At 53.0% G+C, this 16,729-nt stretch carries 13 protein-coding genes; 12 read left to right on the top strand and 1 reads right to left on the bottom strand.

Annotation, left to right across the window (positions count from 1 at the left end):
• Positions 1-85: 85 nt before the first annotated feature.
• Complete coding sequence (locus KI379_RS14795) at positions 86-2,371, top strand: glycoside hydrolase family 95 protein (protein WP_212984028.1); 2,286 nt, start codon at positions 86-88, stop codon at positions 2,369-2,371.
• Between the two features lie 63 nt (positions 2,372-2,434).
• Here KI379_RS14795 and KI379_RS14790 read toward each other — a convergent pair whose 3' ends face one another.
• A complete protein-coding gene (locus KI379_RS14790; RefSeq protein WP_089550251.1) occupies positions 2,435-3,298 on the bottom strand; it encodes an AraC family transcriptional regulator in 864 nt (287 codons plus the stop codon).
• Positions 3,299-3,533: 235 nt separating this feature from the next.
• Here KI379_RS14790 and KI379_RS14785 point away from each other — a divergent pair, with 235 nt between their 5' ends.
• The 11 genes from KI379_RS14785 (at position 3,534) to KI379_RS14735 (ending at position 16,725) form a co-directional block, all read left to right on the top strand.
• Positions 3,534-4,409: a fumarylacetoacetate hydrolase family protein gene (locus tag KI379_RS14785; protein ID WP_212984027.1), complete on the top strand. Its 876-nt coding sequence runs from the start codon at positions 3,534-3,536 to the stop codon at positions 4,407-4,409.
• 21 nt (positions 4,410-4,430) lie between these two features.
• Positions 4,431-5,897, top strand: a complete 1,467-nt coding sequence (gucD, locus tag KI379_RS14780; protein ID WP_212984026.1) for an alpha-ketoglutaric semialdehyde dehydrogenase GucD — start codon at positions 4,431-4,433, stop codon at positions 5,895-5,897.
• 16 nt (positions 5,898-5,913) lie between these two features.
• Positions 5,914-7,890, top strand: a complete 1,977-nt coding sequence (locus KI379_RS14775) for a YjhG/YagF family D-xylonate dehydratase (RefSeq protein ID WP_212984025.1) — start codon at positions 5,914-5,916, stop codon at positions 7,888-7,890.
• Positions 7,891-8,124: 234 nt separating this feature from the next.
• Positions 8,125-9,351 (top strand): copper amine oxidase N-terminal domain-containing protein, encoded by a 1,227-nt coding sequence (locus KI379_RS14770; RefSeq protein WP_212984742.1) that lies wholly within the window; start codon positions 8,125-8,127, stop codon positions 9,349-9,351.
• Positions 9,352-9,463: 112 nt separating this feature from the next.
• Positions 9,464-9,901 (top strand): Rrf2 family transcriptional regulator, encoded by a 438-nt coding sequence (locus KI379_RS14765; RefSeq protein WP_076164724.1) that lies wholly within the window; start codon positions 9,464-9,466, stop codon positions 9,899-9,901.
• Between the two features lie 498 nt (positions 9,902-10,399).
• Positions 10,400-11,620, top strand: coding sequence for an MFS transporter (locus tag KI379_RS14760; RefSeq protein WP_212984024.1), 1,221 nt, complete (start codon positions 10,400-10,402; stop codon positions 11,618-11,620).
• Between the two features lie 126 nt (positions 11,621-11,746).
• Positions 11,747-12,601, top strand: coding sequence for an alpha/beta fold hydrolase (locus KI379_RS14755; protein WP_212984023.1), 855 nt, complete (start codon positions 11,747-11,749; stop codon positions 12,599-12,601).
• A 385-nt stretch (positions 12,602-12,986) separates the two neighbouring features.
• Positions 12,987-14,177: an NAD(P)/FAD-dependent oxidoreductase gene (locus KI379_RS14750; RefSeq protein WP_212984022.1), complete on the top strand. Its 1,191-nt coding sequence runs from the start codon at positions 12,987-12,989 to the stop codon at positions 14,175-14,177.
• A gap of 166 nt (positions 14,178-14,343) precedes the next feature.
• Complete coding sequence (locus KI379_RS14745; protein WP_212984021.1) at positions 14,344-14,814, top strand: hypothetical protein; 471 nt, start codon at positions 14,344-14,346, stop codon at positions 14,812-14,814.
• A 67-nt stretch (positions 14,815-14,881) separates the two neighbouring features.
• On the top strand, positions 14,882-16,066 hold the full coding sequence (locus KI379_RS14740) for an NAD(P)/FAD-dependent oxidoreductase (RefSeq protein WP_076164735.1): 1,185 nt from the start codon (positions 14,882-14,884) through the stop codon (positions 16,064-16,066).
• 134 nt (positions 16,067-16,200) lie between these two features.
• Complete coding sequence (locus tag KI379_RS14735) at positions 16,201-16,725, top strand: DUF5946 family protein (RefSeq protein WP_076164737.1); 525 nt, start codon at positions 16,201-16,203, stop codon at positions 16,723-16,725.
• Positions 16,726-16,729 lie beyond the last annotated feature (4 nt).

Here is a 16,729-nt window from a genome sequence, read left to right as displayed (position 1 = left end):
GAGATGACTCATGGTCATTAAAACGTTGATTGAACTGGATTGAACACACCATTTTTTCGCCAGTGAGGCGGATTGGAGGAAAAGCATGACGAATACGAATCCCACGGATACCGTGGAACAGAAACAGCGATTATGGTACCTCAAGCCTGCCGCAGAGTGGAACGAGGCACTGCCGATTGGGAACGGCCGGCTCGGCGCCATGATCTTTGGTGGAATAACCGAGGAGAAGCTGCAGCTGAACGAAGATTCTGTATGGTATGGCGGTCCGCGTGATCGCAATAACGAAGACGCCCTGGCGCATCTGCCGGAAATCCGCAAACTGATTATGGAGGGACGCCTGAAGGAGGCGGAGGCACTTGCGGGGATGACGATGGCGGGGCTGCCCGAAACGCAGAGACACTACTTGCCGCTCGGCGATCTTCTGATTTCGTTCGATCATCATGAGAAGGCCGTGGATTACGTACGGGAGCTGGATTTGGAACGCGGCGTTTCCCGGGTCAGCTACCGGATCGGAGATGTCCGGTATATCCGTGAGCTGTTTGCCAGTTACCCGGATCAGGCGATCATGATGCGGATTTCTGCTGACAAGAAGGGGGCGCTTTCCTTAAAGGCAAGGTTTAACCGCCGAAACTGGAGATACATGGAGAAGACGGAAAAATGGGGCCAGCAGGGACTTGTGATGCAAGGGGAATGCGGCGGCAAAGAAGGCAGCTCGTTCTGCGCCATCGTGAAGGCGCTTCCAGAAGGCGGAGTGTGCAAGACCATAGGCGAATATTTATTGGTTGAAAATGCGGATGCGGTTACGCTGATGATTGCCGGGGGTACCACCTTCCGGCATCCCGATCCGGTGCTTTACGGCAAACGACAGTTAGAGGAATTGAGCCAGGTTTCCTATGCCGAGCTGCTTGCCCGGCATGTGAAGGATTACTTTGAATTGTTCGGGCGGGTTACCCTGAGGCTGCCGGAAAGTCCAGGCAAAAACGTGCTGCCGACCGATGAAAGACTGAATCGGTTCCGGGAGGGCGAAGAGGATAACGGGCTGCTCGAAACGTATTTTCAATTTGGCCGATACTTGCTTATTTCCTCCAGCCGGCCGGGTTCCCTGCCTGCGAACCTTCAAGGGATCTGGAACGATAGCTTTACTCCGCCTTGGGACAGTAAATTCACGATCAATATTAACACGCAGATGAACTACTGGCCGGCGGAGAACTGCAATCTGGCCGAATGCCATGAGCCATTGTTCGATTTGATCGAAAGGATGCGTGAGCCCGGCCGGGTCACGGCCAGCGTCATGTATGGCTGCCGGGGATTCACGGCGCATCACAATACGGATATTTGGACGGATACGGCCCCGCAGGACACATATCTGCCGGCATCCTTCTGGCCGATGGGCGCTGCCTGGCTGTGCCTGCATTTATGGGAGCATTATCGCTTCAGCCAGGATCGTTATTTTCTTGCGCGTGCCTATGAGACGATGAAAGAGGCAGCGTTGTTCCTGCTCGATTATTTAATCGAGGATAACGAGGGACGCCTGATGACTTGTCCGTCGGTCTCCCCTGAGAACAGCTACAGACTCCCCAATGGCGAAACAGGAGTTCTCTGCGCCGGGGCCACCATGGATTTTCAGATCATCGAAGCGCTGTTTGACGCTTGCATCCGCAGCGGGGAAATCATTGCAAGAGATGAGGCGTTCCGAGAGGAGCTCGCTGCCGCCTTGAAGCGGCTGCCCAAACCGCAAATCGGCAAACATGGACAAATTCAGGAGTGGATGGAGGATTACGAGGAGGTGGAGCCGGGACACCGCCACATCTCCCATCTATTCGGGCTTTATCCGGGCGAAGGCATTAACGTGGATTCCACACCGGAGCTGGCCGCAGCGGCTCGTACGACATTGGAGCGCAGGCTGGCTAATGGCGGCGGACACACCGGCTGGAGCCGGGCGTGGATCATCAACTTCTGGGCCCGGCTGTTGGATGCCGACAAGGCTTACGACAACGTAAGAGCGATGCTCCAGCATTCCACGCTGCCTAACCTGTTCGACAATCATCCGCCGTTCCAAATCGACGGCAATTTCGGCGGCACGGCAGGCATAGCCGAGATGCTGCTGCAAAGCCACGCCGGTTTGATCCGGCTGCTGCCCGCTTTGCCTGACAGCTGGAGCGATGGGGAAGTCAGAGGGCTGCGGGCTCGGGGCGGTTTCACCGTGAATTTCACCTGGACGAAGGGCCAGGTTATTGAGGTGGTCGTAACCTGCGCGGTTTCCGGTCCATGCCGTCTGGAAGCACCTGGTCTTGATCCCGTTTCGTTTGAGGGAAAAGCCGGCCGTTCCTACACGTTCACGAAACGATTGAGTAATGAAGTAACACATTAATTGCTTGTGACTGTTTAAAAACTTATGACCGGATCATAGAGGAAGCCGATTATAGGATATCTTTTACTGATCCGGCTCATAAGCTAGAGGCTGCTGCTGGACTTGGTTTCGGTACTCGCTGGGAGCCATCCCCGTCCACCGCTTGAACTGGCGGCTGAAATGCGAATTGGTTTTATACCCGAGAATCATGGCGATGTGGTCGATCCCCAAATCGGTTTGCAGCAGCAAGCGCTGTGCTTCGTTCAGCAGCGTTTCGGACATAAACTTACGCGGGGCTTTCCCGTAGATCTGCTTAAAGATGCGGTTCACTTGCGAAGGACTCATATGGACCGACTTGGCAATATCCTGAATCCAGGTTCGTTCGTTTTCCCGAATCTCTCCGTGAAGGAGAATGTATTTTACGGAATCTTCTATTTGCTCGGCGATCTGCTGGGCAAGGGATTCCTTTTTGGATCGGGCGACGGTTGCAGTCTCTGACAATTGGCCAACCAGGGATCCAAGCAGCTCGAAGACAGCTGCATGGACCTTCATCTGTTTGGATGTTGGGAGCGGGCTGCGCAGGTGCTCTGCCGCAAGACGATACAGCGTCGACAGAGACGGAGACAGCCCTTGGACCAACGGCGAGTCTGACGGATAATAAAATTCCTTGCAGCGGTTGAGCTCCTTGCAAAAGGATGTATCGTCTACGCTGAAGTGAACGGAAAAGTAGGTGAAACCCTGGGATCCGGCACGGGTGCAGGAATGCGTCATACCCGGATGGATGAATAGCAGGTCCCCCCGGGACTGCCGGTATTTTCGCCCATTAATCACCATGTCCATTTCTCCCTCCACGACCCAGTGGATCTCGTACATGGGATGCTCGTGGGAAGGATAGGTCCAGCGGGAATCCACTTTTCGCGCATGCAGCCCCAACAGCTGAAATGACATACGGACATCGGGAAGACGGCCAACATAGACTCCGGGAAGCTCGGTCACGGAGATACCCTCCTCTGTATGGTACAAGTTTAGTTGTCAATTTGTTACGATTATAGCTTGATCCTTCCGGAAAAGAAATGCGTGAAAAGGGTAAATCGAAGTGAAGATTAGCGTATCGTCAAGGGTCAAAGGCGATGATATGGTAGTATTATCAACCCTTATAGGGAGAAATTGGGGGCAATATTGAATGCGAATTATTCGATATTTGGACGGACGGCAGACGAGACTCGCGGCGGTTACGGATGATGAGAGGGCTTATCCATTGCCTCATTCTGATTTGATATCGTTGATCGATGAGGCCAGGGCGAAAGGCGTTTCACCTGTCCGAATTGTTGAAAGCGCTATTACACCGCAAAATGAGCTGACTGCCGCATGGCCGTCATTGCAGCTGCTTACTCCAGTAGATGCGCCGGAGGTCTGGGCAGCCGGCGTTACCTATCAGCGCAGCCGGGAGGCTAGGAATTATGAAGCCACTGGCGGAAGAATGGATGCGGAGACGTTCTACGACAAAGTCTATGACGCCGTGAGACCAGAAATATTTTTGAAATCCACGGCAGCACGCACGGTCGGACCGAATCAGGATGTAACGCTGCGCAGTGATTCGGTATGGCAAATCCCCGAGCCTGAGCTTGGCTTGGTGCTTGCCGGAGACGGGACCATCGTGGGATACACGGCTGGCAATGACATGAGCTGCCGCGATATTGAGGGAGAGAACCCGCTATATCTGCCGCAGGCAAAAATATGGCGGAAGTCCTGCTCGATCGGGCCCGCAATCCGGCTCGCGGAAACCGTGGAAGACCCCTACGATTTCAGAATCGTCTGTCAAATTTACCGCGAAGGCCTCGTTGTGGTGGAAAGTGAGGCAAGCACAAGTCAGTTAAACCGCAAGCTGGATGAGCTGGTCCGCTTCCTGGCGGCGGACAACGATTTGTTTGACGGTACCGTTCTGTTGACGGGCACAGCTATTGTGCCGCCGGCCGACTTCACGCTTGCTCCCGGCGACCGCATCGAGATCTCGATTAGCGGGATCGGGACGTTGGTGAACCACGTTATATCAAACTAGGTATTTGGGGAGGAGATTGTAATGACAGCATTCCAGGGAGAACAGATTTATCGCAATTTCATCAATGGAGAATGGACGGAGGCTTCCACCGGACAAACGGAGCCCAGCATCAACCCCGCTAATCGCCATGAAGTGGTCGGTTATGTACCGGTTTCCACAGAAGAGGATGTGAACCGAGCCGTCGCAGCAGCTACAGCAGCCCGGCGGGCTTGGCGCAGCCTGCCCGGATCGGAACGCGGCAATATCCTGTTTCGTGCGGCCAGCGTATTGGAACGGCGGGCTGATGAGGTTGCCGAGGCAATGACAAGAGAAATGGGCAAGACGCTGGCGGAAGCCAAGGGGGAGACGATGCGCGGAGTCGCTATCTTGCGGTACTACGCCGGTGAGGGGATGCGCAAGTCCGGGGACGTGATACCTTCGACGGACAGCGAGGCGCTGATGTTCACGACCCGGGTGCCGCTGGGGGTTGTCGGTGTGATCGCCCCGTGGAATTTCCCCGTAGCCATCCCCCTCTGGAAGACTGCGCCGGCTCTTATATACGGCAACACCGTTGTGTTGAAACCGGCCCAGGAAACGGCTGTGACCGCAGCCAAATTGGCCGAATGCTTCGAGGAGGCGGGAATTCCGGCGGGTGTCTTCAATCTTGTATGCGGCAGCGGTTCGGTGGTCGGTTCGGCGCTTGTGGAGCATCCGGACGTGGGCGGAATCACTTTCACGGGCTCCAACGAAGTCGGAAAGCGCGTCGGCGCTGCGGCACTGGCGCGAGGAGCCAAGTACCAGCTCGAGATGGGCGGCAAAAACCCGATTATTGTCGCCGGGGATGCGAACCTGGATTTGGCGGTCGAAGCGACGATCAGCGGCGGCTTGAAATCCACCGGCCAAAAGTGCACGGCGACCAGCCGGGTGATCGTTGTACGCGAAGTGTATGAAGCATTTAAAGCGAAGCTGCTGTCCCAAATCGAGGGCATTCGGCTTGGTAACGGCATGTTAGCCGAGACCTGGATGGGGCCCTGCGCTAATGAAAGGCAGCTGGAAACGGTGCTGCACTACATCCAAAAAGGGCTGGATGAAGGAGCCGTATTGCTGACCGGAGGGGCAAAGGCGAGCGGATCGGCACTTGAGGATGGGTTCTATGTCCAGCCGACCGTATTTGACGGGGTGACTCCTCAGATGTCCATTGCCCGGGAGGAGATTTTTGGTCCAGTGCTTGCCCTGATTGCCGTGGACAGCCTTGAAGAAGCGATAGCGACGGCCAACGATAGCGATTATGGCTTGAGTGCCTCCATCTATACGCAAAATATAGGCGCCATGCTGTCCTTTATTCAGGACATGGATGCCGGGCTGGTCCGGGTAAATGCGGAAACAGCGGGCGTTGAACTGCAGGCCCCGTTCGGCGGGATGAAAATGTCGAGCTCGCACTCCAGGGAACAGGGGCAGGCGGCCATCGAATTTTTCACTTCCATCAAAACGGTTTTCGTGAAGCCATAATCTTGGGGAGGGTGCCATGCACAATTCGATCAAGTCGATCATGGGGAAGGATGACCTGGCAAGCGGCGACATTACAACGCATGCCCCCGGGATGCAGGGAAGGCTGCCATTAACAGATGATCTGCTGAGAAATGCCCCAAGCGGAGACCTGTTTGGCATGTCCCAAAACGTCGGGATGGGCTGGAAGCCGGGAGAACTGAACGGAAAGCAGTTTCTGATTCTGAGCACGCAGGGAGGGATTCGCCAAGAGGACGGCAGTCCCGTGGCCCTGGGATATCACACAGGACACTGGGAGGTTGGCTTGCTGATGAAGGCTGCGGCGGAGGAAATTTCAGGCCGCGGTGGTATCCCGTTCGCCGGCTACGTGAGCGACCCCTGTGACGGCAGGTCACAGGGAACGTCGGGTATGTTCGATTCGCTCCCCTACCGGAACGACGCAGCCCTCGTGTTTCGCCGGCTTATCCGCTCGCTGCCTACGCGAAAAGGTGTTATTGGCGTTGCCACCTGTGATAAGGGGCTGCCTGCCATGATGCTTGCGCTTGCGGGCATGCCGCAGCTTCCGGGAATTATCGTTCCCGGAGGGGTAACGCTTCCGCCGACCGAAGGGGAGGATGCCGGCAAAATTCAAACGATCGGCGCCAGGTACTCAAGCGGCGAACTCACGCTGGAAGCCGCGGCGGAACTTGGCTGCCGGGCCTGCGCGACGCCTGGTGGGGGATGCCAGTTTCTCGGTACGGCGGCAACGGCCCAGGTTGTCGCCGAGGCGCTTGGCATGACGGTTCCTCATGCCGCGCTCGCGCCTTCGGGCCAGCCCATCTGGGAGGAAATGGCCCGCCAATCCTCCCGTGCGCTGATGGCGATGGAGTCTCAAGGACTACGGATGGGTGACATCCTCACAGATGCGGCAGTACGAAATGCCATGGTCGTTCATGCTGCGTTCGGAGGCTCGACCAATCTGCTGCTCCACATCCCAGCGATCGCCCACGCAGCCGGATTACAGGTGCCGGCGGTGCAGGATTGGATCCAAGTCAATCGGGATGTACCGCGCATCGTCAGCGTACTACCGAACGGCCCGGTTTTTCACCCGACCGTTCGGGTATTTCTGGCCGGAGGCGTGCCGGAAGTGATGCTGCACCTCAGACGTCTCGGCGTACTGGATGAATCGGTGCTTACAGTAACAGGCTCCTCACTGGGAGAAGTTCTTGATTGGTGGGAATCGTCGGAGCGTCGTCATCGGCTGCGCAAGCAGCTTAAGGAAAAGGACGGAATCGATCCGGACAGTGTCATTATGAGCCCGGAACAATCGAGGCTCCTTGGCATCACTTCCACCGTCACGTTTCCAACCGGGAATATCGCTCCGGAAGGCTCTGTGATCAAATCCACATCGATAGACCCTTCCGTCCTGAATGAGGAAGGCATATATCATCATAAAGGCAGGGCCAAGGTGTTTACAACCGAACGCGACGCGATCCGTGCGATTAAGAACGGGGGTATTCAGGCAGGGGATATCATGGTTCTCATTGGCAGGGGACCGTCCGGAACGGGCATGGAGGAAACGTATCAGCTCACGTCCGCGCTTAAGCACCTGTCCTTCGGTAAATATGTGTCGCTTATCACTGATGCCCGTTTTTCCGGCGTTTCAACCGGCGCGTGCATCGGTCATGTCGGCCCTGAAGCGCTGGCAGGCGGACCGATCGGCAAGCTCAAGGACGGCGATTGGATTGAAATTGTCGTTGACCGGAACCGGCTGGAAGGGCGGGTTGATTTTATCGGAGAAGGGGACCAGGAGGTAACGCCGGATGAAGGGGCCCGATTATTGGCCCAGCGGCCATTTCATCCAGGAATGCGTCCCGATGATGACCTCCCGGACGACACGAAGCTATGGGCTGCTCTGCAAGCCGTCAGCGGAGGCACATGGAAAGGCAATGTTTATGATGTGGAGCGAATCGTCACAGCTATCGAAGCCGGAAAAAAGGCGCTTGGTTGGAACTAAAACCTAGTAAACCTGATCAAAATTCTGTAAGGAAATTATGGGATGATCATTGCTTTCATATCAATAGAAGGACTGCTGATTATTTCGGTGGTCCTTTTGTTATTGAAGTAAAGGGTTAAGCGTAATTTGCCCGTTGAGCTTGTTACCAATTATTACATACCGTATAATTTCAATGTGCGGCCAAGTGTGCGCAATGTGGTAAAGAACAAATTTAATAAGATAAGGAAGTCACTCATGAGAAAATGGTTAGTATGCACGTTAGCGATCATGCTGAGCTTAGGTGCATTTTCCCCCGCAATCTACGCTTCTGAAATCCGTGTATCCGTGGATGGGCGTGAAGTACAATTTCCGGACGGACACCCCTATGTCGATCAAAAATCCAGCCTTACGATGGTTCCGCTTGCTTTTGTATCCGACAAGCTCGGAGCGACAACGAAATGGAACGGAAGTTTAAAACAAATCACGATCTCGTTTAACCGTGACATCATTATTTTGGTGATTGGCCATAGTTATGCACTGGTGAATGGGAAAAGGGTGGACTTTGCAGGGTCGGCGGTGCTTAAAAATGGCCGCACGATGGTTCCGCTGCGCTTTATTAGTGAAGCTCTGCACTCCAACGTGGATTGGCAGCCTTCGAGCAATCTGGTGAGCATCATGTCTTCGGTGGCCCGGGTTCCGAAAGGAACATGGATATGGGACAGTCACATTCTCAAACAGGATCAAGATCAAATACTAAATTTCGCAAAAGTAAAAAGTGTAACATCCATTTACCTTCAAATCGACAGAGATCTAGATCCGGCAATTTATGAAGGGTTCATCCGGAAAGCGAAGAAGGAAGGAATTCAAGTGGAGGCACTTGAGGGCCGTCCGGAATGGGCCAAAAAGTCTGCTCAGGGGGATATTCAAAAATTTATAGCGTGGGTGAAAGCCTATAATTCTTCTGTTGGCCCGGAAGCAGGCTTCACGGGATTGCATTTCGATATTGAGCCTTATGGTCTTAGCGAATGGACCACGGACAATAAGACCATTCTTGAAAGCTGGATGGACAATTTGCGACTGATTGAGAAAGAAAGCAAAGGAAGCGGCTTGAACATCGCGATCGACGTTCCGTATTGGCTGAATACGATTAAATTACCGGGAAAGGATTACAGCATGAGTGCATGGATGCTGGAGAAGTTCGATTCCCTTGTCATTATGAATTATCGGAATCATGCGTTGGGCGGTAATGGCATTGTGGAAAATGCACAGGCCATGCTGAGGGAAGCTTCCACGCTGAACAAGAAGATTGTTATTGCTGTCGAAACGGTCAAAAGCAATGAGGGTCCGCGGGTCTCCTTCTATTCCATGAGCAGCGATATGATGGATAAAGAGCTGCAGTCCGCCCATAATCAATTGGCTCATTATGCAAGCTATGCCGGCTTCGCCATCCACGATTTCAAAAGCTGGCAGGACATGAAGTAAAAAGCCAATCCATTACAAAGTACACCTTATAGCTGCTGAAAAGAGAAAGGGAGCCGTTGACGGGGGGCGTTCAATGAAACTATAATGGTTTTATTGAAAGGGGATGCCGAATATGGCTATCGTAAGCCGCTACACCGTTGCGCTTCATATATTGACTTGGCTGGCTTATTGGTCGGAGAAGGACGAATTTTTCCCTTCCGACCGGATTGCGAACAGCGTGGGAACGAGCCCGGTTTTTCTGAGACGGATTCTCGGCCAGCTCGCGAAAGCAGGCCTTGTTCTGGTGCAGCACGGAGGGACAGGGGCTGGATGGAAGCTGGCGCGCCTTCCGGAGGAGATCAGCCTGCTGGACGTGTACGAAGCCGTTGTGCAGACGCCACTATTCGAGCTGCATCACAGCCAGCCGAACCCGAGCTGTATTATCGGCCATGGCATTCAGCCGGCTCTGCAATCGGTTTACGAGGACAGCGAGGAAGCGTTGAAGCGCCGGCTGGCTCAGGAATCGATCCGTGATCTGGTCACCTCGTCGCTGGAGCAAGGGAAGCGGTGATGCCGCCGCAACGGCAGGCATTCTTCGAGAATCGCTTGCCGGAGTGGGCCAGATTAACGGCCAGCAGCTGCTGGGTCCGAGATTCCGGCCTCCGGGGACCCCGGGTGAGAAAGCTGTCCCGCCGTTTGACAGACCCGCGTTTTTTTGCTCCTCAATGTAACTGATCTAGTTTCAATGAGAGGGGGTGGCAGGCGACTGCTCACGTTCATGTAAGGATGGAAGTGGGGGAAGGCCGTATAGTGAAATAACACCTGCCTGATCGCGGGCGCGAGGGAGAAGCAGGTATGATATTGGACTGTCCTTCAGCTGGTGGTTTGTCCTAGGTGTGTATCGAATCGGCTGGATGTGGGCTCATTACGGTGTTTAATGTAACCGATTCGGTTGTAATGATGATGAGAAAAATATAAGATGTAACCGAAATTGAGCTTTTTTTGCTTCTCAATGTAACTGATTCGGTTCTATTGACAAGACGAATCTAAAAAAAAGGAGAGGGTTTTCATGGACAAACGGATTTTTTGGCTGGCGCTTGGGTCGTTTGCGGTCGGCACGGAAGGGTATATGATCGGCGGGCTGCTGCCGACACTGGCGGCGGCAATGCACGTGTCAACGGCGCTTGCCGGACAGCTGGTGACGGCGTTTGCGCTCGTGTACGCTGTATCGTCGCCGCTGTTGACGACTCTGACAGCGAGGATGGAGCGCAGGAAACTGCTATTCGGTTCGCTGCTGCTGCTCACTGTCGGAAACGTGCTGTGCGGGTTCGCCTCTTCTTATGGCCTGATGATGACCGGGCGGATTGTCGCCGCGCTGGGGGCTGGCCTGTTCTCGCCGGGGGCCGTCGCCGTCGCCTCCACGCTGGCCCCGGCTGAGAAAAGAGGGCGTGCGGTGTCGATCGTCGTTGCTGGGCAGACCGTCTCCCTGATCCTGGGCGTCCCCTTCGGGATGTGGGTCGCCCTGACGTTCGACTGGCGTACGACGTTTTGGATCGTCGGCGGGGTGGCGCTGCTCGCCGCATTTGCCATCCGGCTGCTGTTCCCGCAGGTGGCGCCGGGCGCGGCGATCGGCATACGGGAACGCCTTTCGTATCTGAAGAAGCCGGAGCTGCTATCCGCCTTGCTGATTACGCTCGCTTGGGCCACCGGTATTTTTGCGCTCTTTACGTATGTTTCCGAACTCTTTTCCGGCTATGGTGCCGGCGGCCGGACGATCAGCATGGTGCTGTGTCTCTCCGGTATCGCCAGCTTCATCGGGGTGCGGACAGGCGGCTTGGCCGCAGACCGGATCGGACCGAACCGGGCGATTCCGCTGGCGCTGACTCTGCTCACAGCCGCGCTTATCTTGATGTCGGCGTTATACGGTTTCGCCGGCCGGCCTGGTATTCTCGCCATGGCGGTGGCTGCTATGGCACTGTTCGGCTTCAGCGGCTACATGTTCAATCCTGCGCAGCAGCACCGTCTGATCGGGCTGTCGGGGCCTTCGTCCGGCATCGTCCTGTCGCTGCAGTCTTCCGTCCTGTACGTCGGCAGTGCCTTGGGCGCATCGGCCGGAGGAGCTGTTGTGCGCTTCGCTACCGTCGGTGAAATTGGCTATTTCGCAGGGGCTATGACGGCGCTGTCGCTCGTCTTGTTTGCGGTTAGCCTGCGTCTGGAGCGTCGTATGAAGCGGCGGGCAGCCGTAACGGGGCATGCGCACGCTGCAGACGAGTCGGGTGCCGCCGGCTAAGCTCAGCTGGCTTTTACATCCGTCCGCATTTTGTAAATACGATGTGTCAATGGTGACGAGATGTTGTCATATTTTGAATGCTACGATGAAGAGGTGATCAGAAAATTTCGATAGGAGTGAGAAGGTTTGTTCACACACCGGGAAGTACGTGTCAAAGAAGTCCCGATCCATGTAGTCGAAGCCGGTCCCATATCAAAGCCGACTGTGTTTTTGATTCATGGTTGGCCGACCTGTTGGCTGGAATTTGAAGGCGTGATGCAAAGGCTTGCTGAAGAGTACCATGTTATCGCCATCGACATCCCCGGGATCGGGAATTCAGTCATTCCTCTGCAGTCATACAGCAAACGCAATATAGCCGAGTATGTTCGGGGAATTATGGATCATATGAATTTACAAGATGTGACGTTGGTAGGGTGTGATGCTGGGGGCCAGGTGACGTATGCTTTTCTGAAGAGCTATCCTGACAGGTTATCGCGCGCGGTAATTATGAATGTCGCCATTCCTGGAGTTGATCCGTGGAACGAGGTGAAAAGTAATCCTTACATCTGGCATTTTGGTTTTCATAACGTGCCCGAATTGCCCGAAATACTGGTTTCAGGCAAAGAACTTACCTACTTCTCTTATTTCTATGACGTGCTCGCCGGAAAAGGCAAGCGAATGAGTGATGCCACCAGAACATTATATGCCGAAGCCTATTCCCGTTTGGACGCATTGAAAGCAGGATTTGATTTATACAGAAGTTTTCATGAAGATGAACAGGATAATGCCGCGTTAAAACATGTTGCCGTGTCAACGCCAGTTCTGTACTTACGAGGATCGGATGAAAACGCAGATATTGAAAAATACCTTGCCGGATTTAGGGAAAATGGCCTGCAACATATCCAAGCCACAACCATCGAAAATTGCGGTCATTTTTCAGCAGAAGAACAGCCTGAACGAGTTGCACTGGCCATAAAGGAATTTATCCTTAGTTCTTTGTAACGTTAAATGGCTTGGCTAACAGTACGATGGTACATGGCAAAGTTGTAAGACAACCAGAACAAAAAAAATCACTTAAGAGCCGCATTGTTGCGGCTTTTTATCATTTCTCGGCCTATGATGTGACTTTACCTATAATTTTGCCGCCTCTTGAATCATAAGTTTGCCATTACTTCGCCTAGATTCTTTAGAAACGACCCCCAAGTAATCTCAATGCATCCAAAAGCCGAATACTCTCATCTAATGTTCCAAAGCACATAAATATGGTGAAAGTTAACAGGTAAATTTACTCACTGATTAATCGGGCTCAATAGGGGGAATCGTTTCCGAAGTCACATATCATTGCCTTAGATCGTTATATGTGCAAAACGAGAAGGAGCTGAGGAAAATGAGCGACTTGACTTGTATCATCATCGGAGGCGGCCATGCAGGGCTTGCAGCGCTAAAAGCAATAAAGGAAACGACCCGAGGCATGGCTAACGGGCGGCGGATTCGGTTTGTTCTATTCGACAAGCAGCCCGGTCATGTGCGCAAAATATTGTTGTTCCGACCGGCCGCGGGCGGGGAAGAGATTGTAGTTCCCTGGACGCATTATGAGTTTTCTGAAGGAGTCGAATTCGTGCACAGTACAGTTACTTCTGTGGATCGTAGGGAAAAACAGATCCGATATGAGGATGTGCAAGGAAAGGATGCTCGCATGCAGTATGACCTTTTAGTCGTGGCGGTTGGCAGCGTCGTCCGGCAACCGGGTCCTGAGCAGGGTGGTATTTCTTTAACCGATCTGCAAACCGCAGCAGTCATCCGGGAGCGCTGGCGTGCCAATTTGCGGCAAGCTGCCCATGAGAAAAATCCGAAAGAACGAAAGCGACTGATGACAGTTGCAGTTACGGGTGCGGGCATAAGCGGCATCGAGACGTCATCTGAACTGGCTCTTGAAATGCAGAAGGAAGCCTCGTCACTAGGACTGAGCCCGTCCGATATTTCTGTTTATTTAGTGAGTGGACAGGAACGATTGTTCATGGAAGGACCCAAGAAAGTTGGACGAAAATTGGATCAGATGCTCAGCGAATGTGGAGTGACGGTGGTTTACAACCGTAAGGTGATGCGGGAGGAAGCCGGAGTGGTGACGCTCAACAATGGGGATCGTCTGTCGGTCGGCCTATGCATTTGGACAATAGGTCTGATTCCGAATCCAGCCCTTCGCACGATGGGTTTGCCGCTTACTCCTGATGGCCAAGTGCTGGTGGATGAATCCTATCGCGTTCAAGGGGCGCCGGGTGTATACAGCATTGGCGACTGTGCGAGAATCGTTGACCCAAAAACCGGCAAGGCAGCTCTGATGAGGTGCGCAGAACTTGCTCTACAAGATGATCGACTGGGCAAAATCATGCTGGCAGATCTGGAGGGCCGCCCTGCGCCAGTCCACAAATCAGCGCCAATAGATCTCTACTGCATCGGTCTGGGAAAAAATGGCGGATTGGTATGGGGACGCAAATGGGGACTTAGCATGATTGTAACGGGAAAACTTGCGTGGAAATTCAGGAAAGTTGCATGGGATGCAGGCAGTAAGCTTCGATAGGAACTAGATACCAACCAACAGCTAGAAATGGCGAGACGGGGATTGGAGGAACGGCGTTTCCTTATTTCAGCTCTTATGGCTCGCATGTATCGCCTACTCGGCAATCCTTTTTATAACCGTCAGTAAATTATCGATTAAGACCCGAAGAGAGAGCCTGGTATCGAAGTTGCTGCATATCCTGATGGGCGCCGTCACAGCTCTTTTGGTTGGATTCGGACTAACCTTCCTTGCGCATGGAATGCTGGATCTAGATATTCCTAAATTTACGGATACCGCGCTGTTCTTATCCGTTACGTTTTTCAGTTTTTTCCTTATGATAACAGCTGTATTGTCTATATTGGGGATCAGTGGTGTTGCAATATTTGCCTTATTGCTTTTCTTCGGTGCATCTTTGCTGGCTTTGGCACCAGAAATGATGTCTTCTTTCTATCGCGGGTGGATTCATCCTTGGCTCCCCATGCGCTTTATGGTCGATGGTCTTCGACAATTGTTCTTCTTTGGAAAAGGATTTGGTTGGAATGCTCCCGTAGCCGCTCTTACATGGATCTCATTGGTAAGCGGCATCGTCATTCTGGGCACCGCAGTAAAGGTTCGTGTACAGAAAATCGATAGAACAGCAACGGCTTCAAGGCCATAGTAGCCAGTAAATCATATCGAAACCAAATTTCTTTGAAGATAACGACTTGTTAAGGAGATGCAGAGAGATGAACGACTTGACATGTATTATCATTGGAGGCGGCCATGCAGGGCTTGGTGCGCTCAAAGCTATAAAGAAAGAGACCCGGGGGATGGCGAACGGACGGCGCATTCGGTTTCTTCTAATCGACAAGCAGCCCGGTCATGTACGCAAAGTGATGTTGTTCCGGCAAGCCGCAGACGGGGAAGAGATTATGATTCCCTGGAGTCATTATTGTTCAGAAGGAGTCGAATTCTTGCAAGGTACAGTTACTTGCGTAGATGATGAGGCCAAACGGGTTCAATATACGGATTCACAAGGAAATGATGCCCGAATTCATTATGACCTTTTAGTAGTTGGCGTCGGAAGCATTGTTCGTCGACCTGATCCCGATAAGGGAGGGATCGCCTTGACGGACCCGCAAGCGGCGGCAGACATCCGGGAGCGCTGGCGTGCCAATCTGCGGAAGGCTGCCGTCGAGACGAACCCGGATAAACGAAAGCGACTAATGACAATCGCGGTTGCGGGAGCGGGCATCAGCGGTATCGAAACGTCCGCCGAGCTGATGCTTGCCATGCGAAAGGAAGCAGCGGCGCTGAGTCTGAATTCGTCCGATGCCTCCGTTTATTTGCTCAATGCGCAGGAACAGCTGTTCCCGGAAGGGCCGGAGAAGGTTAGACGGAAGTTGGAGCGGTTGCTCAGCGAATGTGGGGTGACAGTGCTTCACAATAGTAAGGCAATGCGGGAGCAAGCAGGAGTGTTGACGCTAAGCAATGGTGATCATCTGCCGGTTGGCCTATGTGTATGGACGATTGGTCTGATACCGAATCCGGCGCTTCATAGCATGGGCTTGCCACTATCTTCTGGAAGTCAAGTACTGGTGGATGAATGTTATCGCGTCCAAGGGATGTCGGGCGTATACAGCATTGGCGATTGTGCGAGAATCGTCGATCCAGGTACCGGCAAGGCGGATCAGATGACATGCAAAGAAGCTGGACCACAGGCTTTAAGGCTGGGGAAAATCGTAACGGCCGATCTGGAGGGCCGTTCGGCACCGGTTCACAAATCGTTTGTGGATACCTTCGGCTTCGGCCTAGGGCAAAATCGCGGGTTGATCTGGGTACGTAAATGGGGACTTGATATCATCATTACGGGGAAGCTTGCGTGGAAAGTGAAAAAGGTGGGATGGGATTTTGCGAGCTGGCTCCGATAGAAACAAAGGGATCAAGTTGTATGAAACCCGGATAATAGCTTATTGACCTTAACGTTACGTCAACCCTTAAAATGATCACAAAAGGGCGATTCAGATTTTCAGGGGTCTGTGTTCACGAAGGGAAGGTGAGTTCTATGCAAAATATAGAGCGACAAGCCCAGAAAAAGGGGATCGAGTTGAAGGATTACGGCAGATGCCAATTTTGCGGGTCGAATACCAGGGGTGGAGTATTTGAATGCTTTGATGTTTTCAACGATCTGGCAATGACCTTTATGGAAGGAAATCATCTATTCACATTTATATATGCCGATGCACATTGTTTGCAGCATTCGGAGGTTCATGGGGGATGGAACAACAATTTGCATCTCACTAGACAGTATTTAATCCTTGAACAAGCTATAGCATGGGAGTATGCAAAGACAAGCCAGCTGAGCAATATTCTGGATCAATACAAACGGACACACCCGGATATTTTGATTCCTGCATTGCCGCTGCAGCAAAGAGGACATTTAACGGTTACAGACTTAATCGGACTGAAGCAGAAAGAACTTGAATCCATGGTATTCAAGTGGGCAATGGATGTCTACCATTCATATGATCGGTACCATACAAATGCAAAAGTTGTGGGAGACCTATATATCAACAAATATGAACGATAACAAT

The sequence above is a fragment of the Paenibacillus cineris genome, from assembly GCF_018333335.1.
GTDB lineage: Bacteria > Bacillota > Bacilli > Paenibacillales > Paenibacillaceae > Paenibacillus_AQ > Paenibacillus_AQ favisporus.
The sequence above is the reverse complement of the archived record's forward strand: the minus strand, read 5'-3'. Positions and strand labels throughout refer to the sequence as shown.